1 protein-coding gene is annotated in these 1,129 nt (G+C 39.1%); it reads right to left on the minus strand.

Going from position 1 to position 1,129, the window contains the following annotated elements; translation table 11 throughout:
- Positions 1 to 187: 187 nt before the first annotated feature.
- A complete protein-coding gene (locus R7035_RS25720) occupies positions 188 to 1,018 on the minus strand; it encodes a hypothetical protein (RefSeq protein WP_318146380.1) in 831 nt (276 codons plus the stop codon).
- Between the last annotated feature and the right edge of the window lie 111 nt (positions 1,019 to 1,129).

The following is a 1,129-nucleotide window of genomic DNA, read 5'->3' on the forward strand; positions in this document are numbered from 1 at the left end:
ATCCACCCGATAAGCAGGTCATGGTCTTCTTTTTCAAATGCTCTAAGTTCCATTTTTCCCTCTAAGGTTATAACGCCCTGTTAAGGTGTGAGCAACGCAATACCGAAGTCACCGCATACCACCTTAAACACTGAACGCAACGCATAGTAAAAATGCCACGCGTTGCGAATCACTCTTAAACAGTTTGTTATGTGAATTTAAACCCATATGCTTTGATCGAAATATCCTTAATTTTACTTTCACCGATACATCTTTTTAAATTTGAGTACACTTTTAGTGCTTCACTGTAAAATTGCTCATGTTCAGGATCATCAGAAGCACAATCGACAGCCTTTGCAAAACATTTGGTGGCAGAGAACAGCTTGGAAATACAGATAATCATCAACATATGCTTCAAAGCGAGGCTTTCGTTACGAGTATCCGGTAATGGGATAACTGCAAACTCACCTTTATGATTCAAGGCAGACCTTGTCTCATCTGCTACCTGTTGTAACGTAGGGTGCTTCATTTTGCACAATAGCTTGTAGTTGTGATAACACAATTTCCAAGCCGTATTAAATTCATCATGATTTGGGAATTCATCCGGAATGTTCCCGTATAAATCTTTGTATGCTGCCATTTTGCAAAGTTTTCGAGCACCCCAAGGAACATCACCATTCTTGTTAAGTAGAACTTCATCAGCCAAGTCTTGACGCTCAACAAGGCAATTAACAACAAGTGCATTTTCATAAAGCGAAGCAGCGACACATGCTGCTTGGTAAGGATAACCCCAATTAATCAATAACCACGCACCTCTAAAATCACTCATGGTACGCTTCAAAAATGCAGCAGAAAGTTTGATAGATTTTGAACCTGAGTTTTTACCTTTGAGAAATGGAGCTTTAATAGCCAAGTTCATACAATCTTCAGCTAAAGAATCCCAAGGCTTTAAGTCTTCAAAACTTCGGTCTATTGCACCGACTTCGAGGCGAGCCAAATAGTTCCAATAGTGATCTTGCCAGTTGTCTTCAGAAATCATATTTCAATCACTTACATAGGATCCCAATAATTCACATAACGCCAAATTAAGGTGTGAACAACGCTAACCACTCTACCTAAAGAATTGTGCCATAAACACTAAATTCACTTA

Origin of the sequence: Vibrio sp. 1731, from assembly GCF_033339955.1 — a bacterium.
In the GTDB taxonomy this organism is placed as follows: Bacteria; Pseudomonadota; Gammaproteobacteria; order Enterobacterales; family Vibrionaceae; genus Vibrio; species Vibrio alginolyticus.

Bases quoted from the DNA above. Each gene is read 5' to 3' on its own strand.
- R7035_RS25720 (WP_318146380.1), bottom strand. From the start codon at position 1,018: ATGATTTCTGAAGACAACTGGCAAGATCACTATTGGAACTATTTGGCT.